Below are 23,213 nucleotides of genomic sequence, written 5' to 3'. Positions count from 1 at the left end.
CTACCTTGATCCCAGTGAGCATCCCCGGGAGCAACAGCGCCAATGCTGATACCTGGCTGGTCATCCCCGCCTACAACGAGGGGCCAGTCATCGCCGACGTCATCGCCGCGGCGCTCGGCACGTTCCCCAATATCGTCTGTGTAGACGACGGCAGCAAGGACCGCACCGCCGCGTTGGCGCACGGCGCCGGGGCGCACGTAGTCCGGCACCCCGTCAATCTGGGTCAGGGCGCGGCGATACAAACCGGTGTCGAATATGCGCGCGCGCAGCCCGGTGCCCAGATCTTCGTCACATTCGACGCTGACGGCCAACATCAGGTCAAGGACGTGGTGGCCATGGTGGACAGGCTGCGACTCGAACCACTCGACATCATCGTCGGCACCCGTTTCGGTGCCGGGTCCGCTCCCGGTCATGTTCCCCTGATCAAGCGCATCGTGCTGAAAACCGTTGTGCTGTTGAGTCCCCGTACCCGCCGACTGAACCTGACCGACGCCCACAACGGGCTGCGTGTGTTCAACCGAACCGTCGCCACCGGCCTCAACATCACGATGAACGGCATGGGCCACGCCAGCGAATTCATCGCAATGATCGACGAAAATCGTTGGCGGGTAGCAGAACAACCCGTCGACATTCTGTACACCGAGTACTCGATGGCCAAGGGCCAGTCACTGATCAACGGGGTCAACATCATGTTCGACACCGCGTTCCGCCGGAGGTTACCGTGATCACCTGGATACAGCCGCTGCTGATCGTCGCGGTCCTGCTGCTGCTGGTGTACTTGCTACGTTCGCGCAGCACCGCGCAGGCCAAGGCATGGGTGAAGCTCGGGTTCGTCGTGTTCGTGGTCGCGGGCATCTACGCCATCCTGCGGCCCAATGACACCACCACACTGGCGCATTGGCTCGGCCTGGGCCGAGGTACCGACCTCATGCTCTACGCGCTGATCATCGCGTTCGCATTCACCACGCTCAGCACCTACCTGCGTTTCAAGGATTTGGAGCTGCGCTACTCGCGGCTCGCGCGAGCCATCGCGCTACGCGGTGCCGAGCCGCCGGAAGAAATCGACAGTCCGGCCGATTCCGTCCGTTAACGGCACCTTCGGCTCCCACCCCAGCACACGCTTGGCCAGGCCGACGTCCAGGCAGGACTGACGCAGGTCACCCAATCGCGGCGGATGGAACTCCGGGCCGTCCGGTGCGCCGGCGGCTGCGGCCACCAGCGAATGCAGTTGCCGATCACTGGTTTCCACACCGGTACCGACATTGAAACGTTGTCCGCCGCCGTCCGGGCCGGAGGCGCGCACGAAGGCCTCCACCACATCGTCGACGAACACGTAGTCACGGGTATTGCTGCCATCACCGAACACCTTGGTGGGGCGCCCCGACAGCAGCGCCTGCGCAAAAATGGCGACCACGCCCGCCTCACCGTGCGGATCCTGCCGTGGCCCATACACATTGGCCGGTGCGATATGCGAGCACTCCAGCCCGTACAGATGCCGGAAGGTGTTGAGATAGATTTCGCCGGCCACTTTTCCCGCCGCATACGGCGAATGCGGATCGGTAGGCACAGACTCGCTGGTGGGGATCTGCTCCGGAGTGCCGTAGATCGATCCGCCCGAAGAGGTGTGCACGATCTTGCGGACGCCCGCTTTGCGCGCGGCCTCGGCCAACCGCACCGTACCTACGACATTGACGGAAGAATCGAACTGCGGGTCGGCCACCGAGTGACGCACGTCGATCTGCGCGGCCAGATGGAAGATCACCTCGGGTGAGAACTCGGCGACGACGGCGTCCAGATCCGCCTCGACGATGTCGTCCTTGACGAACGTGAAGGCAGAATGCGCCTCGGCAGCCTCCAGATTCGTCACCTTGCCGGTAGCCAGGTTATCCAGTCCCGTTACCTCATGTCCGTCCGCCAAAAGCCGGTCGACCAGCGTCGATCCGATAAATCCTGCGGCTCCGGTAACCATTGCCCGCACGTGGCGACTCCCTCTTTGTTCGCATAGCTCACGGCATTCGGCCCCACCCTACCGACCGTGCCTGATGTTCTTCGCGCAAGCGTTCATCGCTAGTCTCGGGCCCTGATGCCTTTCGCCAGAACCAACCGCGTTGCCATTGCCGCAGCGGCCCTCATCGTGGTGCACCTCGTGGTTCGCGGTGTACTGGCCTTCGGGGGCGACTTCTATTGGGATGATCTGATCCTGGTCGGCCGCGCCGGCACGCAGGGCTTGTTCTCTCCGTCGTATCTGTTCGATGACCACGATGGGCACGTCATGCCCGCGGCCTTCTTGCTGGCGGGCATCATCACCAAGCTCGCACCATTGAATTGGTTCTGGCCCGCGCTGAGCCTGATGATTCTGCAAACGTTGGCGTCCCTGGCACTGCTGCGGGCGCTGTGGGTGATTTTGGGTTGGCGGCCGGCGCTGCTTGTTCCGCTCACGTTCGCGCTCTTCACGCCGCTCGCAATACCCGGCTTCACCTGGTGGGCCGCCGCGCTGAATTCCCTGCCGTTGCTGGCCGCGATGTGTTGGTTCGTGGCCGATACGGTGCTGCTGGATCGCACCGGAAACCACAGGTTCGCCGCGACGGCGATGGGCGCGTTCCTCGGCGGGCTGCTGTTCTTCGAGAAGTCTGTGGTCATTCCGTTCGTGGCATTCGCGGTGGTGACACTGTTGGCCTATCTGCGTGGCGACGGATGGTCGGCGCTGCCACGGACATGGCGACGGGGCGCGACGCTCTGGATTCCGGCCGGGGTACTCACCGCGGCGTGGATTGCGCTGTACCTGGTGGTGGTCGACCAGAAACGATGGAGCACCGATCTGTCGATGACGTGGTCACTGCTACAACGCTCGTTCACGCATGGGGTGCTCCCCGGGTTGGTGGGTGGGCCGTGGCACTGGGACCGCTGGGTGCCCAGCTCCCCGTGGGCCGAGCCGTCGCCATTCGTGATCTGGCTGGGAGCGTTCGCGCTGGGCGCGACGGTCGTGCTGACGTGTTGTCGTAAGCAGCGGCTCGCACCGGTGTGGCTGACGCTGCTGGGTTATCTGGCGGCCAGTGAAGTGCCGATTTACCTGATGCGCTCATCGGCGTTCACAGCACTGCTGCTCGCGCAGACCTTGCGGTATCTGCCGGATCTGGTGGTGGTCGCAACGCTGCTGGCCGCGGTGGGGCTCACCGCCCCGAACTGTCCGGGCAGCGGGTGCCTGGACAGTTCTCGTCGACGCACCGCGCTGGTCGCGTGTGCGTTGGCATTATTCGTGGCAAGCAGCCTGGTCTCGACGGTCAGCTATCTGCGCACCTGGCGCAACAACCCCGCTACGCCCTACCTCGCCACTGTGAGGGAGTCCTTGGCTGCGGTCGCAGATGGGCCCGCGGTCCTTGATCAGGAAGTCGACCCGCTGGTGCTGCAGAATGTGGTACGGCCGGAGAACCTACTGAGCCATATGTTCGCGCTGGTCCAACCCCGGCCAGAGATCGGTTCCACCACAACGCAGTTGCGGATGCTCGACCGCTACGGCCACCTGCTGGACGCCCAGGTGACGTGGGTGCGTGCCCTCACCGAGGGGCCAGTCCCGGGATGCGGGTACCTGGTGCAGTCCACGCAGACCATGCCCCTGACCGGACCGCTGCTTCCCGCGGACTGGATCGTCGAACTGAACTACCTGGCCAATACCGAGGGCGCGGTCTGGGCATCGTTCACCAATGGGCCCAGGGTCAAAGTTCCGGTTCGCCCCGGGCTCAATCGGGTATTCATCAGGCTCCCAGGTTCAGGTAATTCGCTTATCCTGCAACCGATTACCCAGTCATTATCACTGTGCGTCGCCGTCGGACCGGTGGGAGCGCTCGCGCCCCGGTAGATTGGGCGCCATGCTCGAAGAACTGGCATTGACCTGGACCGGACGACTGTCCGCACCCCTCCTCGAGAAGCTACTCGACCTGCCAGAACCCCAGTCCGCTGAGGTACAGACGCGGCGGGACATCCAGGTCAAGATGCCCGACGGCGTCGCACTCGCTACCGACCACTTCCGCCCGCCCGGACGGGACCCAATGCCGGCCGTCATCTTCCGCACGCCATACGACAAAAAAGGCATGATCAGCCAGCTGTGGGCAACATTGTTGGCACGTCAGGGATTTCAGGTCGTACTCCAGGACACCCGCGGCCAGTTCGGTTCCCAGGGGAAATTCGACGCCTTTCGGCAAGAACGCGCAGATGGCCTGGCCACCGCGGCCTGGGTCCGGGATCAGCCGTGGTGTGACGGCACACTAGCAACGGCCGGGCCGTCCTACCTCGGGCACACCCAATGGTCGGTGGCGCCGTACGTCGAGCCGCCCTTGGCGGCCATGTGCCCGGCGATCACCACCAGTAATTTCACCGAGCTCTTCTACCCGGGCGGGTCGTTCAACCTGCATAATCTGCTGTCGTGGTCTGCGGCGATCGGCTCACCGGACGCCTCCCAGCTGGTCCGTCTGCTCAGGGCGGGCGCCCACGGAAAGCGCGTGCGCCGGGCGATGGACCACCTGCCTCTCGGCCGGGCCGACAACGCCGCGATCGGAAAGCCAGAACCTTTCTGGCGCACCGTGACCGACCATAACGACGACGAATACTGGGACGAGATCAACCACACCCCACAGCTCGCAACGCTCAGTACACCGGTGAGCATGGTGACGGGATGGTGGGATCTGCTTCTGGTAGGCCAGCTCCGTGATTACGAGGAGCTACAGAAAGCGAACTGCACGCGGCGAATCACCATCGGTCCATGGGACCACGCGAAATCGATCAAGACGGCGATAACCGATAGCTTTTCATGGCTGGCGACGCACCTGAAGGGCGACGCTTCATCGACACACCGCGCTCCGGTACGGGCCTACCTCCAGAAGGCCGGCCAGTGGCTGGACTTCGATCACTGGCCACCCGAGGAGTCGGCACCCACCCTGTTGCATCTGCGCCCGGATGGCGGGCTGGATTGGCAAGCACCGCAAGATGTTAAGTCCATCGACACATTCACATACGATCCGGAGGACCCCACTCCGGTGGTCGGCGGGCCACTGCTGGACGCCAGGGCCTCTGGCCAGCGAGACAACTCGGCTACCGAAAAACGCTCCGACGTATTGGTTTACACCACCGAGCCGCTGACGAGCGACCTCGACATCATCGGCCCCATCTCGGCCTCTATCCATGCGGCAACCGACAGCGGCCAGGGTGACTTGTTCGTCAGACTCTGCGATGTTAACCGGAAGGGATTATCCCACAACGTATCTGATGGAATCGTCAGGCTGAACGGTACGACGGATTCACCGGTTCAGGTCATCATGCATCCCAGCGGCTACCGTTTTGCGCGGGGACACCGGCTGCGAGTCCAGGTCAGCGGGGGCGCGTTTCCGAACCACGCACGCAACACCGGTTCCGGCGAGCCGCTGGCGACTGCCAGTCGCATTGTCCCGATCCGCTTCGAGGTCCGCCACGACAAGGAACACCCTTCTGCCGTGACGCTTCCGGTGATGCGCACGTCATGATCACCAAACCCATTTCCGCGCTGGCATTTATCGGGATACTGCTCACCGCCTGCTCCGGCGGCGAGACTTCAGAGAGTCGGCCAACCCTCATTCACGTCGGCCCCAGCGGCGGCGGCGCCGAAACCAAGGTGGTTACCGCGGAGGAAGGTAGGCCCGGCGCCCTCGGACAACAGGTACGCGATGGTGACCTCGCATTCGTGGTCACACGGGTAAGCGACGCCGGGACAGTCGGCGACCAGACGAATCCAGCCCTGCAGGCGACGGCGACCGGCACCTTCGTCGTCGTGCACGTGGAGGTTCTGAACCTCGGAAAGATCACGCATTCCTTCCTCGGGGACGAACAGAAACTCAGAGCCGCCACGGGTCAGGAATACGCCCCCGATAGCATGGCAAACATTTTGGCGCGCAACGCCGAACAACTCGAGCCCGGCGCAGAACTCGGACCCGGCACGCAGAAGCGGTCGGTGCTCGTCTACGACGTCCCGGTCGGCACCGTCCCCAAGGAGATCGACCTGCATATCGACTACAGGTCCAAGGGCGCGAAGGTTCTGCTCGGCTAGTCGGTGGGCGGGAACAGTGTGTAGGCGATCTGCGAGGCGATCGTCCTGGGGTCGGCGTCATCGCGTGAATCGGCAAGCGCCCCACTGGACCACAGCGCGACAAACCCATGCACCAAGGACCAGGCCGCGCGGGCCGCGGTGACCTTGTCGGCCGACGTCTGCCGGGGCGTCAGCGTCGCGATCCCGGCGTTCAAGGCGGCGCCGGCACGATCTCGTGTCTTGGTGAGTTCCGCGTCGGTGCAATCCAGTAGCGCGGGTTCGAACATCACCGAATAGTGGCCCGGATGGGCAAGTGCGAAGTCCACATAGGCCAACGCCGCGGCATGAAAGTCAGGGCGTGCGCCGTCGAGAGCCTCGGCGAGTTTGGTGAATCCGTCGGCGGCCAGAGCGGTGAACAGACCGCGGCGATCGCCGAAGTGGTGGGCCGGTGCGGCGTGCGAGACACCCGCTTCCCGGGCGAGTTCTCGCAGCGACAGCTCGGTGGTGCCGCGCCGCGCCACCATCTCGGCCGCACTAGCCAGTATCGCCGCCCGCAGATCGCCATGGTGATATGACATCGCACCAGCATAAACCTTTAATCTTGACAGTGGCTAGTTTGGGAGTATCGTCCATCTAGTCACTGTCAAGATTGGAGATTGTCATGGCGCCGCTTATCGCCTTGATCGCGGGGACCCTGCTGGCGCGCCTCATCGGCGTCCAAGCCCTCACGACCGTCAATTCATGGCCGGCAGCCGTGGCGGTCGGTCTTGCCGCGATGTTCACGTTGACCGGCGTCGCGCATTTCGTCCCGAAGATGCGTGATGCGATGATCGCGATCGTGCCGCCACGGGTCCCCGCGGCCGGGTTTCTGGTGGCGCTGACCGGTGTGCTCGAACTGCTCGGCGCGGTCGGAGTGCTGGTGCCATCGACGAGAGTTGTAGCCGCCGCATGCCTAGGCGTGCTGCTGCTCATGATGTTTCCGGCCAACGTGTATGCCGCGAGCCAGCGGTCCAGCCCGCTTTCCACTCCGCTAGGCTGGCGCACCGCTGAACAGCTGCTGTTTCTCGCAGCGACCGCGATCGTCGTTTGGGCCTAGATCAGGTGCCAGACCAGGACCGCGGCCAGGACTCCCATCCCGTTGAGCGACCAGTGCAAGGCGATGGGCGCCAAGAGACTGCCACTGCGGCGACGCAGCCAGGTAAAGACGAACCCAGCGATCGCGGTGGCGACCACCGCTCCGGCGACGCCGGCGATCTGCGCCCACATTCCCACCCCGAGCAGCCTCGTCAGGCCGACATTGCCGGTCGTCAGACCCAGCGACGTGGCGATGTGCCAGAAGCCGAACAGCAGGGACCCGGCGGCTGCGACTCCCCGGAAGCCCCAGGCCCGGGCCATCGTCCCGTGCAGAACTCCCCGGAAGGCGAGCTCCTCGGGAATCACCGTCTGCAGCGGGATCAGGACGAAAGAGGCCAGCAGTGCGCCCGAAACCGTCGTCGCATAACTGCTGTTGAGGAACATCGGGCGGGTGATCGGGAGCAGCAGGCCAATGCCGATCACCGTGCCGACGATGACGACCGCCACGGCGGCGTACTTTGCGCCGGAACGCCAATGGTGGCTGGCCAATCCCAGCTCGGCCCAGGAGTGACCACGGTAGCGGATCAGCGCGAGTAGCCCTATGGCCGCCGCCGGGACCACGACAATGTTGGCCCACGGCGTCGTGAAGTGCGCGATCAGATTGGTGGCGATGAGAACAGCGACCACGACGGCAATGTCGATATAGGTGCGCACGTCCCGCAATCCAGGCAGGGGCGCAGCAGTAGCCGCAGTCTCAGTAGGCATCCGGTCCAGAGTACCGGCGGTCCCGTTGACCCAGGCCAGAGTGTGATCCAGTCGGGACGACCGTTCCGGGTCCCGGCCCGGGTCCAACTGTGGCAGTGCCCACAACGTTGCGCTAGCCGGAACATGATCCGCCCTCACGTAAGTTCTGAAACCGTGCTCACCTTGTTGCTGGCATTCGCGGGATTCGCCTGTCTGGATGCCCTCAACGTGCTCAACATCGGTATTGCCACCACGATCGTCTATGTGACGCGGCTGGAGCGCCGATCAGCGTTTCCCGGCGGCCTCAGCTTCGTCACCGGATTGTTCGTGGCGCTGTTCACGTTTGGACTGGCGACCGTGCTCGGTGTGCGCTCGCTGACCGACGTGGCCGGTGGTTCGGACATCACTCCATCTACCAGGTATTGGGCCCAACTGGTCATCGGCATTCTGTTGGTCGCAGTTGCGGCGTTGACCTGGTTCACCGAGCCAGTGACCCCGCCGTGGATTCGCACCATTGCGCGCCGCCATCCGTGGCTTCTTGCACTCGTGGGGCTCGCGCTGGGTTACGCGGAGGCTCCCACATCTGTTCCATATCTGAGCGCACTGGCGATGCTCGCCTCACGTCACCCACTGCCGTCCATGTGGCCGTTGCTGCTGGTCGGCTACGGCTTAGTCGCCATCCTTCCCAGTCTGCTGATTGTCGTGCTGTCGACGCGACGATCTCCGGGCGCGCGGCGGGCGCAACGCACGCTGGTACGGGCGGTGACGCGATACGCGCCCACCGCGATTCGGGTGATTTTCCTATGCCTGGGGGGCGTCCTCATCGTCAGTGCGCTGGTGCATCACAGCGCACTGGGGCTCCGCTGATCAGCGGCAGGGTTATACAAAATTCGGCTGGTCGCTCGCTGTGCTCAACCCCACGATGAGCACAGCGAGCGGCCAGCCGAGCACGATCGACCTTGATTAGCCGAACGAACACATCGGACATTACTGTCAGTAAATAGTCCTTGTCAATCACTTACCCTTCCGATAAGTTGCATATCGCTCGGACACCCGCAGACCTACGGTGAGCAGCACAGCATGTGCGTGTATCGTTGGGCTGCGAAGTGAAAGTATGTGAGGGGGTGCGGTGCCGGACTTTTCGCAGCGCTTGAGCCATCTGTTTGCCACGGTGCATCCGGCGGGGCGCGGACCTTATTCCCTCAACGAAGTGGTCGCCGCACTTGGCGAGCGCGGCGTCGAGGTGTCTTCGCCCTATCTCTCGCTCCTACGCAAAGGCGAACGGTCGAACCCTGCGCCGGACATCGTCACGGCTCTGGCAGAGTTCTTTCAGGTGAGTCCCGCCTACTTCTATGACGCCGACTACGCGGCGTCGGTGAATCGCGATCTGGATTGGCTTGTGCAGCTGCGTGACTCGAAAGTGCGTGAAATCGCGCAACGAAGCTACGCGCTTTCCGAGAACAGTCGACAGGCGATCGCTGACATGGTCGATCACTTACGCAAAGTAGAGGGCATACCCGACAAGGAAGCCGGAGCCTCCAAACGTTCCTGACGCTCCCGGTAGGCATCGGCGATCGCGAGCACCCAGGGCCCGTCACTCACGCCGTCGGGCGGACGCAGCCATTCGCAACTGAATCCCGGAACCGCTTCATCGACAAGCCAATTCGCTACACCCAGCATCCGTTCGGAACCGCCTCTTGGCACCGGGGAGTTGGTTACGAGCGGCACCCGGCGGCTCTGCGCTAGCAGCGTGAGGCCATCCTGGATATGCGTCATCCATTCGAAGACCAAATCCGACAAGCGGATTCGCGACTCCACCGGCGGAAACAGCCCCGGGAACATGCCACCGAGAGCGTCACGGAGCGGCCGTAGTCGCCGTAATTCTCGGCGTGCTTGGACACGCAGCATCACCGGCGGCCACAGAAAGCCCGCGACGATCAAAGCCGCGGCAATACACCCTGGCCACGTCTGCAACCACACGCCGACGGCGCCGCCGATAAAGCCCTCGCCATGGCTCAGCGGGCGCCAGATTCCTCCGCAGAAGCTCGCGACAACCTGGAACATAGACGCGGCCGCTAACAGTCCCAGACCGACGCCGACGGGAGTTCGATCGGCGTTCCGAGAGCCGACCCACGCGAGCTGCAGGACCACTAACATCATGTACGCGCTGCTCACCGCAACAGCGATGGCCGCTCCGCGATCAGCCCCGGAATACACGATATTTGCGATCGTCAGCGCATCGCCCGCCATCCCGATCACCTCACTGTGATGCACGGCGACAACGACGATCGTGAGAGCGATGACTGCTCCCGCAACAGTGACCCACAGCCCACGGCGGATACGCTCCCGCGACGCGTCGCCCCTGATACCGATGACGAAGACCTGTAAACACGCCGCGATCGTGATGGCCGGCCAACCGACGACACTGACGGCACGCGCACCAGGTGGCAGTGCCGCCCACACCCAGTCGGTGTACACCACGAACCAGATCCACACCGACATCCCGAAGGCAGTTACCGCGACAGCAGGGACTGACGTGGGATCAAGCACAATCCGCCGGATTCGGTACAGCAACACCGGCAGAAAGCAGACGAGCACAGCCACGCGCACAATCTGCATCAGCTCCCACGCCGCGCGGCTAGTCACAGCGCCACCGACAGATGCCCACGTTGTGTTTCCCGCGTACCAAAGGCATCCGCACGGCCCCGATAGGCATCGGCGATGGCGAGCACCCACGCCTGATCGCTCACTCCAGCCGGGGTACTAAGCCATTTGCAACCAAATCCTGGAATTGACTGACCCACAATCCACGTCGCTACAGCAAGAGCGCGTCTCGACTTGTCCTCTGGGGCTGGGGCATCGGTTTCAAGGGGCACCCCGCGGGTCTGCGCCAAAAGCGTGAGCCCATCCTGGATATGCATCGCCCATTCGAATACTTTGTCCGACAAGCGTATTCGTGGCTCCATAGGAGGGAACAGCTGTGGAAACAGGCGGACAAACTCATCGTGAAGCGGCTGTAGACGTCGCTCAGCTCGCCGCGCTTGAATACGAAGCACCACCGGGGGCCAGAGAAAGCCTACGGCCATCAAGGTCACGCCGACGCCTCCGCCCACACTCTGCAGCACCAACCCATATACGCCCGAGATGACATCGTGCCCCCCGGTCAACGGCCGCAAGACTCCTCCAACGACAACCGCGACGATCTCGAAGGAAGAGGCAACTGCAAGCAAGCCCAAACCGGTGCCAACCGGCGTCGAGTCGGCGTGGCGAATTCCGACCCAGATCAGTTGCGCGAGCGAGACTGCCAGATACCCATTGCCGACGACCGACGACACAATCGCGCCACGATCTCCACCGTCCAGCAGAGTATTGGTGAGCTCGTGCAGGTCCTCCGTTTCCAGTAGTACCGGACTGAGGTTGGCGGACACCACAACCACAGCGAGCACAATCGCCGTGACCACGAAGATGACTCGCCGACCGCGCCTGACCCGCGCCCGCGAAGCGGAGCCGCTGATGCCGAGAATGAAGATCTGTATACAGACGGCCACTGTGGTGACCAGACAGCCGCCCAAGCTGGATGCGCGAACAGGCGGCGGCAGTGCCGACCACCAGACATCGGACAGGAGGACCAGCCAGAACCACATGACCACACCAAAGGAGGTGGCTGCAACCGCAGGGGCAGATGCCGGGTACCGCCACAGCCGCCAAATCCGATAGAGCAGAACCGGCAGGAAACAGAGCAGAAACGCAATGCGCCCAACAGCCATCACATGCCATAGCGCCGGGTCGATCACCCCAATGCGTCGTCCATGTACGGGCTCCACCTGGTGTGGACGCCTCGCCCAGCCCGCATACGGCGGATGAGTAAGCCCGCGAACCGCTCAGCAGCCAGTTCATCCTGCGGCCAACGCTCGTCGCTGTGGGGCTCATCATCGGCGCCGCAACTACGTTGCAGCATGCGGGCAACCAGCTCAGGCGGCACGGCTCGGACGTGCTCCGCGGCGTAGTCGGCAATCGGCAGACCGCGATGACCCAGCACCATGTGGCCCAATTCGTGTGCGATCGTACGGTCGCGGCCCACGACTCCTTGCCCGACCTGCACCAGGTCCCTGTCGGGGAACGATATCCACTGACCAAAAACGCCCGCCGCGAGCGGCGCATCTTCGATGTCTACCACCCGACCGTTCGCGTGTGCCCAGCTATGTGCCACGTCAACCACCGAGCCTGCCCGGCTGGTGGCCGTGGCTAGCACCTGGTCTACCGCAGCAACGACCAGGCCATAAGGGCCAGCGTCGCGCCGTGCAAACCACATGAGAATTGATGCTAGCGGCCCAACGTTGCGACCACAGCAGAAGCACCCGGGGGCGGAGTGATTTACCGTCAAGTGCCAGAGAAAAGTGACGAGAGCGGCATCCACCGAGGCAGGGGCATCCACCGTGAGGACGTGACCCACATCGGAAATCACGACCTCTGCGATTCCTGTGATGATGGCGACGTTAGTACCGCAGCACGCAACCATCTCGCTGAAGGCGTCCGTCCAATTCCATGGTGCTCCCGAATCTAGAGGCCAGGCAGTTCACCGCCGAGCTCAAGAGGCTTACGGCGACAGCCGACCGCAATCACGAAGCGGTCACGTAACCCGCGTGGAGCTGCCCGGGGGAATCGAACCCCCGACCTATTCATTACGAGTGAATTGCTCTACCGACTGAGCTAGGGCAGCGCGCCGGGCGAACCCAGCGCCCGAGAGTCTACGGCACCCCTGCCGCGACTCCCAATCTCATTCCGACGGGCGCAGCGCCTGCCCCGCCGTCGCGACCAGGGCATCGATTGCGAACTTGGGCTTCACGTTCATCGCCAGTGCTTCGCGGCACTCCAGGACAGCCTCGATGCATTGCAGGAGCTGTTCCGGTGGCACCCGGTCCACCATGGGCTCCAGCCGGTCCGCCATATCGGGGTGATGCAACGTCACCCGGCCCTCCTCCGCAGCGCCGAACGACAGCACCAGCGCGTCGCGGAAGTAAGTGGCCAGATCGATGAGCGTGCGGTCCAGCGCGTCTCGCGATGCTCGGGTCTGACGCGATTTTTGCTTACGTTCCAGGTCCTTCAAGACGCCCGCGGAGCCGCGCAGCGCTGCCGCTGCGCCCTTACCGGTGCCCCCGCCCCCCAGCGCTGTCTTCAGTTCTTCCTCTTCGGCCTCGTTACGCGCGACCGTCAGCTCCTTGGCCTCGGTATCCGCGCTGGTGACGAGTTCCTCGGCCGCAGCGTACGCCCGCGTCGGAGTGGCCGCCTCCCTGGCCAGCCCCAGCGCCCGAAGACGCCGCGCACGAGCCTGCTCGTCGGTGGCAAGCCTGCGCGCCCGACCCACATGGCCGCCGCTCACCGAGGCCGCCCATTGCGCCTGCTCGGCATCGATCCCATCGCGTTCCATCAACACCTGCGCGATGGCCGCCACCGAAGGAGTGACAAGCGCCACATGCCGGCAACGTGAGCGCAGGGTGATCGAGATGTCCTCGGGGTCTACCGACGGTGCGCACAGCAAGAACACCGTCCGCGGGGGAGGCTCCTCAACCACCTTCAGCAGGACATTGCCTGCACCCTCGGTCAACCGGTCGGCATCCTCGATGAGCACCACGAGCCAACGCCCGGTGCTCGGCCGGCGCCAGGCCGCCTGCACGATGGCGCGCATCTCGTCGACGCCGATCGATAATCCCTCGGGAACGACTCTGCGCACGTCAGCATGGGTGCCGGCCATCGTGGTCGTGCAGGCACGACATTCCCCGCAGCCCGCCGCACCTTCCGATTCACACTGCAGGGCTGCGGCAAAGCACAAAGCCGCGACCGACCTGCCCGAACCCGGCGGCCCGGTAAACAACCACGCATGAGTCATCCGGCCCACGTCATCACCACGCGCAGCCAATGCCGCAGATGAGAGCGTGGAAACCACCGCTCCCTGATCCACCAGGCGCCCGAAAACCCCGCTCATCGAATCCAACCCTAGCCGCCGGAACCGACTCCCAGAACAAGCCGCATAGGCGTGTGAAACGCTGCCGTCACCGCCGACAGCTACGGTTAACGAGTGACTGGCGCGGAGGGAAGGGCAGACCAGCGCCCGCTTGCACGCGCAGCCCGGTACTCGCGATGGGTCATGAGAACGCCGTGGCCCCTCTTCATCATGGGTATCGCCCAGTCCAACCTGGTCGGGGCGCTGTTCGTGTTGGGCTTCCTGCGGTTCGGTCTGCCACCGAGCGACCGGGTGGAGCTGTCCGAGCTCGGCACACAGCGGCTGATCATTCTCGGCGTCTCGCTGTTCATCCTCTTTGTTGCCGGTGCCGTCGTGAGCACCTACCTGCTGCTTCCCGTACTGCGCTGGCAGTACAGCTCCCCCGACTTCGAGTCCGAGGGATCCGAGGACGTCCGCGTCCGCGCCTTGCAGATGCCCTTCTATCGCACTGTCATCAGCGTCGCGACGTGGCTGGTAGGTGGCGCGATATTCGTCGCCGTCACCTGGTCGTCTACCCATAGCTCGGTGCTTGTCGCCGCCTTCGCGACGGTGCTGGGGGCCACCACGACCAGCATCATCGGCTACTTGCAATCCGAGCGTGTCCTGCGCCCCGTGGCCATTCAGGCGTTGCGCCGTGGTGTACCGGAAAATGTCACTGCCCCAGGCGTTATCGTCCGCCAGGTCCTCACCTGGGCACTGAGCACCGGCGTGCCGATCCTGGCAATCGTGCTTACCGTCGTGGGGCAGCGCGCGGGATACCTGAAGTCCAATGCCGATAATCTCACTGGCTCCATCCTGATCCTGGCGATCATCGCGTTGGCGATCGGTCTGATGGGCACATTGCTGGTGGCCACCTCGATCGCCGATCCGCTACGCCAATTACGTTGGGCGCTTAGTGAAGTGCAGCGCGGCAACTACAACGCCCACGTACCGATCTACGACGCCAGCGAGCTGGGACTGTTGCAGGCCGGGTTCAACGACATGGTGCGCGATCTCGGAGAACGACAACGCCTACGCGACCTCTTCGGCCGTTACGTCGGTGAGGATGTCGCACGCCGGGCGCTCGAATACGGCACCGAGCTCGGCGGTCAGGAACGCAGTGTGGCAGTGCTGTTCGTGGACCTGGTGGGATCCACCCAGTTGGCCTCCACCCGCGGCCCGGCAGTGGTCGTACGGGTCCTCAACGAGTTCTTCCGAGTCATCGTCGACACCGTCAACAAGCACGGCGGATTCGTCAACAAGTTCCAGGGCGACGCGGCGCTGGCCATCTTCGGCGCTCCCATCGACCATCCCGATGGCGCTGCGGCCGCGTTGGCCGCCGCGCGCGAGCTGGCCGATGAGCTCACTAATGTATTGGGTTCCAACGATTTCGGAATCGGCGTCTCCGCCGGACGCGCTATCGCCGGCCACATCGGAGCGCAGGCGCGCTTTGAGTACACCGTCATCGGCGACCCGGTGAACGAAGCGGCCCGGCTTACCGAGCTGGCCAAGAACGAACCCGGAAACGTGCTGGCATCGGCCTCCGCAGTCATGGAGGCTCGCGACGAGGAAGCGCTGCGCTGGAACGTCGGCGAGACCGTCGAGCTGCGCGGCCGCAACGTGTCAACACAGGTCGCGCGGCCGCGTCACGGCTAGGTCGCCTTCTTGGCGGCCTTCTTCGCCGGAGCCTTCTTGGCCGGGGCCTTCTTGGCTGCCTTCGCCGGCGCCTTCTTGGCCCGCTTCACCGGACCACGCGCTCGGCGGTCGGCAAGCAACTCCGAGGCACGCTCGTCGGTGATCGACAGCACGTCATCGCCCTTACGCAGGCTGGCGTTGGTCTCGCCATCGGTGACATAGGGCCCGAAGCGGCCGTCCTTGATCACCATCGGATTTCCGGTCGTCGAATCCGCGCCCAGTTCACGCAGCGGAGCTGCCGAGGCCGCCTGTCCGCCACGGCGTTTAGGCTCGGAGTAAATCTTCAACGCCTCGTCGAGGGTGATGGTGAACATCTGATCCTCGGTAGCAAGCGACCGAGAGTCCGTGCCGCGCTTAAGATATGGGCCGTAGCGCCCGTTCTGCGCGGTGATCTCCTCGCCGTTGGCGGGATCGACACCGACCACACGCGGCAACGACAGCAGCTTGAGTGCGTCCTCAAGCGTCACGGTCTCCAACGTCATGGACTTCAGCAGCGAGCCGGTGCGCGGCTTGGGCCCTTCGACCTTCTTGGCACCCCGTTTTGGCTTCGCATCCGCTTCGGTAGCGTCGAGCTGCTCCGGCGGCGCGGGCAGCACCTCGGTGACGTAGGGACCGAAACGTCCATCCTTAGCGACGATTTCGTGCCCGGTCTCCGGATCGGCACCCAGTGTCCGGCCCTCCTGCGGAATCGCGAACAGCTGCTCGGCCATCTCGACCGTCAGCTCGTCGGGGGTGACGCCGTCCTTGACGTTGGCACGCTGCGGGATGACAGCCCCGGCTTCACCATCCGGGTCGGCCACCATCCGCTCCAGGTACGGCCCGTTCTTTCCGACCCGCACGTAGATAGGGCGGCCCTGGTCGTCGTCGAACAGCTTGATCGAGTTGACCTCGCGGGCGTCGATCTCTTCCAGGTTCACACCGACCAGGCGCTTGAGACCGCCGGCGCGGGCCACGGAGCCCTCGACGCCGTGCTCGCCACCAAAATAGAAGGCGTTCAACCAGTTTGTGCGCCGTTCGTTGCCGGAGGCGATCTCGTCGAGGTCATCCTCCATGGCGGCGGTGAAGTCGTAGTCGACGAGACGACCGAAGTGTTGCTCCAGCAATCCGATCACTGCGAAGGCGGTCCATGAGGGCACCAGCGCACTGCCGCGCTTATGCACGTAGCCGCGGTCCTGGATGGTCCGGATGATCGACGAATAGGTCGACGGACGCCCAATTCCCAGCTCTTCCAATGCCTTGATGAGCGAGGCCTCGGTATAGCGGGCGGGCGGATTGGTGGTGTGTCCATCCGCGGACAGCTCGGTGACCGTCACGGTCTGGCCCTGTGTGAGCCGCGGCAGGCGACGTTCCTCATCGTCGGCCTCGCCACCGGCCAGCTCATCCACGGTCTCGACGTACGCGGACAGGAAGCCGGAGAATGTGATGGTGCGACCGCTGGCGGTGAACACCACCTGCTCGCCGGAGGTGGCGGTACCCGCCAGCCGCAGGCTCAGCGTGGTGCCACGTGCGTCGGCCATCTGCGAGGCAACCGTGCGCTGCCAGATCAACTCGTACAGACGAAATTCGTCATTGTCGATCAACGAATGCAATTGGCCGGGAGTTTTAAAAGTCTCACCCGCCGGACGAATTGCCTCGTGCGCTTCCTGCGCATTTTTCACCTTGCGCGTGTATTGCCGCGGCGAAGGATGTACATATTCGCTTCCGTACAGCTCCGCTGCCTGGCTGCGCGCAGCAGTCAACGCTGATTCCGACAGCGTCGTGGAGTCGGTACGCATATAGGTGATGTAGCCGTTTTCGTACAGCCGCTGCGCGATGCTCATGGTGCGCTCGGAGGAGAACCTCAGCTTGCGCCCGGCCTCCTGCTGCAGCGTCGATGTCATAAATGGCGGGTAGGGCTTGCGGGTGTACGGCTTCTCCTCGGCGGAGGCGACCGTCAGTGTGGCCTGAGCCAGCCCGGCGACCAGGGCGTTGGCCCGCACCTCGTCGAGGACCAACACATCGTCGGCCTTCTTGACCTGGCCCAGGGAGTCAAAGTCACGGCCCGAGGCCACCCGCAGCGCGTCAACGCTCAGCAGGCGGGCTGAGAAGCGAGGAGGTTTCGCCGCCGGGTTGTCCTTGCCGGCATCCAACTCGGCGCCCAGGTCCCAGTACCCGGCGCTGCGGAACGCCATGCGATCGCGTTCACGTTGGACGATGATCCTGGTCGCTACCGACTGCACACGCCCGGCAGACAGATTCCGGCCGACCTTCTTCCACAGCACGGGACTGACCTCGTAGCCGTAGAGCCGGTCGAGGATGCGGCGGGTCTCCTGTGCGTCGACCAGGTCGGTGTCCAGGTCGCGCGGATCCTCGGCGGCGGCGCGGATCGCCTGCTCGGTGATCTCGTGGAACACCATGCGCTTGACGGGCACCTTGGGCTTGAGTGTCTCCAACAGGTGCCAGGCGATGGCCTCACCCTCGCGGTCACCGTCCGTCGCGAGGTAGAGCTCGTCAACGTCCTTCAGGAGGCCCTTGAGCTCGGTGACGGTGCCCTTCTTATCGGGGCTGACGATGTAGAGAGGTTCGAAGTCGGCGTCGACGTTCACTCCAAGACGGGCCCAGGGTTCGGACTTGTACTTGGCGGGGACGTCGGCGGCAGCACGGGGAAGGTCCCGGATGTGGCCACGCGAAGACTCGACGACGTATCCGTCGCCGAGGTAGCCAGCGATCTTGCGGGCCTTCGTCGGTGATTCGACGATGACGAGCCGTCGCACTGCTTCGTCTCCTTACCTGCGCATTAAGCCGCATATATACGGTGTAGGGGCGGTCCACCGTGGTCACAAGATGACACCCCCGCGCCAATTGCGCAAACCTAGCCTTCCATATAGACATCGGTATTCCCGATATCAGGGTGGCTAAAAGCGTGTCCGAGTCCTCACTAAACCGCTGCTAAAACCCGTTTAAACCCTCGGCCAGACGCGAAATGCGTCGGTGTCGCCGGGTGGTTCTCCGATGTTTTCCAGTAGCCGTCCCAGTCTGCGCCGCCCACTGATCCGCAACGCCGGATTGGCGCCGCGTGTTCCGATCAGGGTTGGAGCGATGCCCACCCGCATCAACGCAGCCGCCAGCGGCGAATGGGTATCAGGGGCATGTGGGTCCAACCCCAGGAGGTACCGGTCGGCTTCCGGCGCCCCGGCGGCAAGCACCCATGCCCGCAGCTCACGCGCACCCGGTAGCCATTGCGCGGGCACGGTTTTCACCGCGCCGCGGGTCCACTCGCGCGCGACCGGCAATACCGCGGGATCCATCGCGGTACGCACCAGCGGATGGTTCTCTGTCCCGGTCTCGGTGTGGCCCACTTCTGCCTGCAGACCGGTCTCGGTGATCATCTCGGCCAGTGCCAGCGCACGCCACGGCTGGTCCACGACCACCGAAATCCGGGCACCCCCTGTGCCCACCACGACCTGGCCTGGTCCGGCCAGCAGCCCAGCCAAATCGGTGACCTCGGGAGGCACCGATTCGGCAGAAAAGAAGGACAGCTGGCTCACAGTCACAGACAGTACTTTCTCCGCGAGCTAGGGGGCTCTCCCGCGCGCGGGAGATTCTTGGAACGAGAAACGCCCCCGGCCATGGCCAGGGGCGTTCCTTCGACGGATGTGGGTCAGACGGCGCGGACGCCGGTAGCCTGCGGGCCCTTGGGGCTCTGGCCTACCTCGAACTCGACCTTCTGGTTCTCTTCAAGGGTACGGAATCCGTTGCCCGAGATCTCGGTGTAATGGACGAAGACGTCAGCGGAGCCGTCCTCGGGCGCAATGAATCCGAAGCCTTTTTCCGCGTTGAACCACTTCACAGTTCCCTGTGGCATTTCTTTGATCTTTCTTTACTTGGGTTCGACATACCCGTTCGGCACGTCGGGCCCCGTTCCGACCGCCATACCCCGTGGAATCATCCTCGCAGTAACCGCGATCACAACGTCGATCCTGCGAGTGCAAAACACGAACACAGAAGCTGCGACCCCCTTAAGTAGAGCATGTTTAGGGCGTTGGCGATAGCGGTGTGCCACATAATTGGCGGGAAGTTCGGTGAACAGTGGCGAAACTTCGCCCCTCTTTCGGCCTGCCCTACCCTGGCGTTATGGCCATCTGCGGTAGCGAAACCGGCACCGTTTTGGCACAAGTGTGCAGGTCACGGCGGGTTTTGCGGTGACAGTCAGCTATGGCCGCGAACTGCTGGACCTCATCGTGGCCGGTACACCGCGCGGCGAGACCCCGGTGCGGCATATCTGTGATATCCCGGCCCGAAACGCCGAGGTGGCCGCCTGGCCGCAGTGGGCGCATCCCGATGCGGTAGCCGCCTTTGCCGCCCAGGGGGTGAGCGTTCCATGGTCGCACCAGGTCGCCGCGGCCTCCTTGGCGTTCGCGGGACGCCACGTGGTGGTAGCCACCGGAACCGCATCCGGGAAGTCGGTCGCGTACCAAATGCCGATCCTGACCGCCCTGGCCAACGAGCCGCGGGCACGAGCGCTCTATCTGGCGCCCACCAAGGCGCTCGGCCATGACCAGTTGCGCTCGGTACGCGAATTGATCACGGGGATGGAAAGTTTCGAGCGGGTGCTGCCCTGCGCATACGACGGGGACAGCTCCAACGAGTTGCGGCGGTTCGCACGCGAGAGCTCGCGGTGGATCTTCACCAATCCCGACATGATGCATGTTTCCCTGCTGCACAACCACACCCGATGGTCGGCTTTCCTGCGCGGATTGCGCTACCTCGTGGTGGATGAATGCCATTATTACCGCGGAGTTTTCGGGTCGAATGTGGCTCTCGTACTGCGGCGGTTGCTGCGCTTGTGCGCACGCTATGGTTCGCATCCGACGGTGGTCTTCGCCAGCGCCACCACGTCGAACCCCGGTTCGGCAGCCCAGGCACTGATCGGGCAGCCGGTCGAAGAAGTGATCACCGATGGATCGCCTCATGGGATGCGCACGGTCGCCCTATGGGAACCACCATTGCTGCCGATCACCGGCGAGAACGGGGCACCCGTGCGGCGCCCGGTCAGTACCGAGGCCTCCCGGCTGCTGGCCGATCTGGTCCAGGAAGGCGCCCGGACGCTGGCCTTCGTCCGATCGCGGCGCGGAGCGGAGATGACGGCGCTCGGTGCCGCCCATCGGCTGGCCGAGATCGATCCGGCGTTGGTATCCCAAGTGGCGGCATACCGAGCGGGATATCTACCGGAGGACCGCCGGGCATTGGAGCACGCCCTGTCGACGGGCTCGCTGACCGGCGCAGCGACGACGAACGCTCTTGAACTGGGCGTCGACATCGCCGGATTGGATGCCGTCGTGGTGGCCGGTTTCCCGGGCACCGTGGCCTCCTTCTGGCAGCAAGCCGGCCGCTCCGGCCGCCGCGGACAAGGCTCATTGGTGGTGCTGGTCGCCCGCGACGATCCACTGGACACCTATCTGGTTCACCATCCGGGCGCGCTGCTGAATAAGCCCATCGAGGCTGTGGTGATCGACCCGACCAATCCCCACGTGCTGCGACCTCACTTACTGTGCGCAGCAACAGAACTTCCGTTGACCGAGGAGGATGTGCATTCCCTGGATGCGACGGAGGCGGTTTCCGGACTCGTCGATGACGGCCTGCTACGCAAGCGGCCCGGCGGATACTTCGCCGCTCCGGGGCTCAATCCCTATGCAGCGGTGGATATCCGTGGATCGATCGGTGGCCAGATCATGATCTTGGAAGCCGACACCGGGCGGGTGCTGGGAACCGTCGATACCGGTCGAGCCCCGGCCGCGGTGCATCCGGGAGCGGTCTATCTCCATTCCGGCGAGACGTATCTGGTCGATTCGCTCGATTTCAGCGACGGAATAGCTCTGGTGCACAGCGCTATTCCCGACTATTCGACGTTCGCCCGGTCCACCATCGATATCGCGATCACGGGCGAGGGCGAACGGGTGCACCTGGGCGATATACAGATTGGGCTGGTGCCGGTGGATGTTACCCACCAGGTGATCGGGTATCTCCGCAAGCTGGCAACCGGCGAGATTCTCGACTTCGTCGAGCTCGATATGCCGTCCTCGACACTGAGCACCAAGGCGGTGATGTACACAGTCACACCGGAAGCGTTGGCAGGCATCGATATCGATGCACTCACAACGCCCGGCGCCCTGCATGCCGCCGAGCATGCCGCGATCGGGCTGCTGCCCCTGGTGGCCAGCTGTGATCGCGGCGATATCGGCGGGGTGTCGACCGCGCTGCAACTCGAGACCGGTCTGCCGACGGTGTTCGTCTACGACGGCCACCCCGGAGGCGCGGGCTTCGCTGCCCGCGGGTACCAGCAGCTGGCGATCTGGCTGGGCGCCACGGCCGACGCCATCGAGGCGTGCGAATGTGAGGCAGGGTGCCCCTCGTGTGTGCAATCGCCCAAGTGCGGCAACGGGAATTCCCCGTTGGACAAGGCCGCAGCCGTCAAGGTACTGCGGTTGGTACTGTCCAGGCTACCGGGCTAGAACGCTCGCGCGTACTGCTTCGGTGCCGCAGGGCTCAGCTCGGCACCCAACTCGCGCGCCGCCCGCCGCGGCCAGTAGGGGTCACGCAGCAGCTCACGGCCCAGTAGCACCGCAGAGGCATCACCGGCGGCGAGGATCGATTCGGCCTGACGCGGCTCGGTGATCATGCCGACTGCCGCTGCGGGAAGTGCTGTTTCGGTCTGGATGCGCCGGGCGAACCGCACCTGGTATCCGGGTCCCGTCGGGATCCGGACGTGCGGCACGTTGCCACCCGTCGATACATCGATGAGGTCTACCCCGCGTGCCTGGAGCAGCCCGGCCAGCTCGACGGTCTGGTCAGGTGTCCAGCTGTCTGCCTCCAGCCCGGACTCCTCGGATACCCAGTCGGTCGCAGACACCCTGACGAACAGCGGCAGGTGTTCGGGCCAGACGGTACGTACCGCCGTGACGGTATCCAGGGTGAGCTTGGCCCGGCCAGCGAATGAGCCGCCGTACTCGTCAGTGCGAGAATTGCTTGCCGGAGAAAGGAACTGGTGCTGGATGTAGCCGTGCGCGGCGTGCACCTCAAGCACCTGGAAACCCGCCCGCAACGCGCGCCGCGCGGCGTCCACATAGTCCGCGACGATAGCGGTGAGATCGGCGGCGGTGGCCGCTGCGGGTGTCGCGAAGTCGCCGTACGGTGCATCGGTGGGACCAATTGTCTTCCAGCTCAACGAGTCCGAGGGTTCCAAGGAACGATGCCCATCCCATGGCGCGACGGTCGACGCCTTGCGCCCAGCATGCCCGAGTTGAACCGCAGGAACGGCGCCAAAACTCTTGATCTTTTCCACGATGGCCGCCCAGGCCTGCTCTTGGGTGTCGTTCCACAGTCCGGTGTCATACGGGGAGAGCCGCCCTTGCGGATTGACGGCAGTGGCCTCGGTGAACACCAACCCGGCCCCACCGACCGCGCGGCTGATCAGATGGGTGCGGTGCCAGTCGTTCGGCGTCCCGGTCAACGGCCCGGTGGGGTTCGCGGAGTACTGACACATCGGCGACATCCATATCCGGTTGGGGATACTGATGTCGCGTAGCCGGTACGGCTCGAACAGCAGGCTCATGGTCCGAAGGCTCCTCGCGTCGGGTCGACGGCCAGCATGGCTGGCCCGGCACAATGCAACGCAGACGCGTGCGGAAT

Annotated in this window: 21 protein-coding genes and 1 tRNA gene; 10 read left to right on the top strand and 12 right to left on the bottom strand. The window is 64.3% G+C overall.

Features of this window, described 5'->3' with window-relative positions; genetic code table 11:
• The first annotated feature begins 14 nt into the window (after window positions 1–14).
• A complete protein-coding gene (ppgS, locus tag AC5Y5C_RS06270; protein WP_499970095.1) occupies window positions 15–725 on the top strand; it encodes a polyprenyl-phospho-N-acetylgalactosaminyl synthase PpgS in 711 nt (236 codons plus the stop codon).
• Window positions 722–1,090 carry a DUF2304 domain-containing protein gene (locus AC5Y5C_RS06265; protein ID WP_499970093.1) on the top strand — a complete coding sequence of 123 codons (369 nt, stop codon included), beginning with the start codon at window positions 722–724 and terminating at the stop codon, window positions 1,088–1,090. The genes ppgS and AC5Y5C_RS06265 overlap by 4 nt, the downstream gene beginning before the upstream one ends.
• Here the strand turns inward: AC5Y5C_RS06265 and AC5Y5C_RS06260 are convergent.
• Window positions 1,034–1,978 (bottom strand): NAD-dependent epimerase/dehydratase family protein, encoded by a 945-nt coding sequence (locus AC5Y5C_RS06260; RefSeq protein ID WP_499970091.1) that lies wholly within the window; start codon window positions 1,976–1,978, stop codon window positions 1,034–1,036. The two genes, AC5Y5C_RS06265 and AC5Y5C_RS06260, sit on opposite strands and share 57 nt — an antisense overlap.
• 105 nt (window positions 1,979–2,083) lie before the next feature.
• On the opposite strand from AC5Y5C_RS06260, the gene AC5Y5C_RS06255 reads away from it, so the two are divergent.
• Genes AC5Y5C_RS06255 through AC5Y5C_RS06245 form a run of 3 tightly spaced genes read left to right on the top strand, consistent with a single transcriptional unit; the run spans window position 2,084 to window position 6,073 of the window.
• On the top strand, window positions 2,084–3,856 hold the full coding sequence (locus AC5Y5C_RS06255) for a hypothetical protein (RefSeq protein WP_499970088.1): 1,773 nt from the start codon (window positions 2,084–2,086) through the stop codon (window positions 3,854–3,856).
• Window positions 3,857–3,866: 10 nt separating this feature from the next.
• Window positions 3,867–5,513, top strand: a complete 1,647-nt coding sequence (locus AC5Y5C_RS06250) for a CocE/NonD family hydrolase (protein ID WP_499970086.1) — start codon at window positions 3,867–3,869, stop codon at window positions 5,511–5,513.
• Entirely contained in the window at window positions 5,510–6,073 is a 564-nt protein-coding gene (locus AC5Y5C_RS06245) for a DUF4352 domain-containing protein (protein ID WP_499970084.1), read from the top strand. The genes AC5Y5C_RS06250 and AC5Y5C_RS06245 overlap by 4 nt, the downstream gene beginning before the upstream one ends.
• Here the strand turns inward: AC5Y5C_RS06245 and AC5Y5C_RS06240 are convergent.
• Complete coding sequence (locus AC5Y5C_RS06240; protein ID WP_499970082.1) at window positions 6,070–6,630, bottom strand: TetR/AcrR family transcriptional regulator; 561 nt, start codon at window positions 6,628–6,630, stop codon at window positions 6,070–6,072. The genes AC5Y5C_RS06245 and AC5Y5C_RS06240 overlap by 4 nt on opposite strands.
• A gap of 83 nt (window positions 6,631–6,713) precedes the next feature.
• Here AC5Y5C_RS06240 and AC5Y5C_RS06235 point away from each other — a divergent pair, with 83 nt between their 5' ends.
• Entirely contained in the window at window positions 6,714–7,148 is a 435-nt protein-coding gene (locus AC5Y5C_RS06235) for a DoxX family protein (RefSeq protein ID WP_499970080.1), read from the top strand.
• Here the strand turns inward: AC5Y5C_RS06235 and AC5Y5C_RS06230 are convergent.
• Entirely contained in the window at window positions 7,145–7,840 is a 696-nt protein-coding gene (locus AC5Y5C_RS06230) for a CPBP family intramembrane glutamic endopeptidase (RefSeq protein ID WP_499970644.1), read from the bottom strand. The genes AC5Y5C_RS06235 and AC5Y5C_RS06230 overlap by 4 nt on opposite strands.
• A gap of 204 nt (window positions 7,841–8,044) precedes the next feature.
• Between AC5Y5C_RS06230 and AC5Y5C_RS06225 the strand changes: the two genes are divergently transcribed.
• Window positions 8,045–8,737, top strand: a complete 693-nt coding sequence (locus AC5Y5C_RS06225; RefSeq protein ID WP_499970078.1) for a GAP family protein — start codon at window positions 8,045–8,047, stop codon at window positions 8,735–8,737.
• 262 nt (window positions 8,738–8,999) lie between these two features.
• Window positions 9,000–9,422 carry a helix-turn-helix transcriptional regulator gene (locus tag AC5Y5C_RS06220; protein ID WP_078311548.1) on the top strand — a complete coding sequence of 141 codons (423 nt, stop codon included), beginning with the start codon at window positions 9,000–9,002 and terminating at the stop codon, window positions 9,420–9,422.
• Here the strand turns inward: AC5Y5C_RS06220 and AC5Y5C_RS06215 are convergent.
• The 5 genes from AC5Y5C_RS06215 to AC5Y5C_RS06195 all read right to left on the bottom strand — a co-directional run bounded on the left by AC5Y5C_RS06215 (window position 9,362) and on the right by AC5Y5C_RS06195 (window position 13,853).
• A complete protein-coding gene (locus AC5Y5C_RS06215) occupies window positions 9,362–10,516 on the bottom strand; it encodes a hypothetical protein (RefSeq protein WP_499970076.1) in 1,155 nt (384 codons plus the stop codon). The genes AC5Y5C_RS06220 and AC5Y5C_RS06215 overlap by 61 nt on opposite strands.
• Window positions 10,513–11,694 carry a hypothetical protein gene (locus AC5Y5C_RS06210; RefSeq protein ID WP_499970075.1) on the bottom strand — a complete coding sequence of 394 codons (1,182 nt, stop codon included), beginning with the start codon at window positions 11,692–11,694 and terminating at the stop codon, window positions 10,513–10,515. Before AC5Y5C_RS06210 ends, AC5Y5C_RS06215 begins: the two co-directional genes overlap by 4 nt.
• Window positions 11,661–12,182 (bottom strand): hypothetical protein, encoded by a 522-nt coding sequence (locus tag AC5Y5C_RS06205; RefSeq protein ID WP_499970074.1) that lies wholly within the window; start codon window positions 12,180–12,182, stop codon window positions 11,661–11,663. The genes AC5Y5C_RS06210 and AC5Y5C_RS06205 overlap by 34 nt, the downstream gene beginning before the upstream one ends.
• 332 nt (window positions 12,183–12,514) lie before the next feature.
• Window positions 12,515–12,590: transfer RNA gene (locus AC5Y5C_RS06200), tRNA-Thr, on the bottom strand.
• A gap of 57 nt (window positions 12,591–12,647) precedes the next feature.
• Complete coding sequence (locus AC5Y5C_RS06195; protein ID WP_499970072.1) at window positions 12,648–13,853, bottom strand: DNA polymerase III subunit delta'; 1,206 nt, start codon at window positions 13,851–13,853, stop codon at window positions 12,648–12,650.
• 162 nt (window positions 13,854–14,015) lie between these two features.
• Here AC5Y5C_RS06195 and AC5Y5C_RS06190 point away from each other — a divergent pair, with 162 nt between their 5' ends.
• Entirely contained in the window at window positions 14,016–15,506 is a 1,491-nt protein-coding gene (locus AC5Y5C_RS06190; protein ID WP_499970071.1) for an adenylate/guanylate cyclase domain-containing protein, read from the top strand.
• On the opposite strand, the gene topA is transcribed toward AC5Y5C_RS06190, so the two are convergent.
• The 3 genes from topA to AC5Y5C_RS06175 all read right to left on the bottom strand — a co-directional run bounded on the left by topA (window position 15,503) and on the right by AC5Y5C_RS06175 (window position 19,389).
• Window positions 15,503–18,298, bottom strand: coding sequence for a type I DNA topoisomerase (gene topA / locus AC5Y5C_RS06185; RefSeq protein WP_499970069.1), 2,796 nt, complete (start codon window positions 18,296–18,298; stop codon window positions 15,503–15,505). The genes AC5Y5C_RS06190 and topA overlap by 4 nt on opposite strands.
• A gap of 186 nt (window positions 18,299–18,484) precedes the next feature.
• Window positions 18,485–19,072 (bottom strand): hypothetical protein, encoded by a 588-nt coding sequence (locus AC5Y5C_RS06180; protein ID WP_499970067.1) that lies wholly within the window; start codon window positions 19,070–19,072, stop codon window positions 18,485–18,487.
• Window positions 19,073–19,185: 113 nt separating this feature from the next.
• The gene (locus AC5Y5C_RS06175) at window positions 19,186–19,389 is read right to left on the bottom strand and encodes a cold-shock protein (protein ID WP_078292536.1); all 204 of its coding nucleotides are present in this window, start codon (window positions 19,387–19,389) and stop codon (window positions 19,186–19,188) included.
• Window positions 19,390–19,726: 337 nt separating this feature from the next.
• Here AC5Y5C_RS06175 and AC5Y5C_RS06170 point away from each other — a divergent pair, with 337 nt between their 5' ends.
• A complete protein-coding gene (locus tag AC5Y5C_RS06170; RefSeq protein ID WP_499970064.1) occupies window positions 19,727–22,036 on the top strand; it encodes a DEAD/DEAH box helicase in 2,310 nt (769 codons plus the stop codon).
• On the opposite strand, the gene AC5Y5C_RS06165 is transcribed toward AC5Y5C_RS06170, so the two are convergent.
• Window positions 22,033–23,136, bottom strand: coding sequence for an NADH:flavin oxidoreductase/NADH oxidase (locus AC5Y5C_RS06165; protein WP_499970063.1), 1,104 nt, complete (start codon window positions 23,134–23,136; stop codon window positions 22,033–22,035). The two genes, AC5Y5C_RS06170 and AC5Y5C_RS06165, sit on opposite strands and share 4 nt — an antisense overlap.
• Window positions 23,137–23,213: the final 77 nt, after the last annotated feature.

It is taken from the genome of Mycobacterium sp. NGS15 (genome assembly GCF_059813245.1).
This window is presented reverse-complemented; position numbering and strand designations above follow the sequence as displayed.